The following is a 278-nucleotide window of genomic DNA, read 5'->3' as shown; positions in this document are numbered from 1 at the left end:
CATTTCAACAAGTCTTTCATTCTCGGCTACTTCTGTCGTAAGCTGAGGATAAACTGAATTTGCCACTTTTTGATTCCCTTCCTTCTGTTCTGTTTTAGGCGCGGTGTTCTTCGCTTTTTCCGGTTCGGTTTTATCGCTTGTCCCACAAGCTGATAACATGATAACCATTGTTAAAAGAGTGAATAGATTGAATAAGCTCTTCCTCATATATCTTTCCTCCAATTTTTACTTTATTACACTATGTTTTTCATTTTATCTTTTTCGTAATAAAATGGAAG

At 35.6% G+C, this 278-nt stretch carries 1 pseudogene; it reads right to left on the bottom strand.

From position 1 onward, the window contains the following. Positions 1 to 207 (bottom strand): annotated as a pseudogene (locus tag RYX56_RS22045) (peptidylprolyl isomerase); the annotation flags it as partial. Between the last annotated feature and the right edge of the window lie 71 nt (positions 208 to 278).

The organism is Alkalihalophilus lindianensis, assembly GCF_032843265.1.
Lineage (GTDB): Bacteria > Bacillota > Bacilli > Bacillales > Bacillaceae_D > Alkalihalophilus > Alkalihalophilus lindianensis.
Note: the sequence above shows the minus strand (reverse complement) of the source record. Positions and strands in the feature narration are given on the sequence as shown.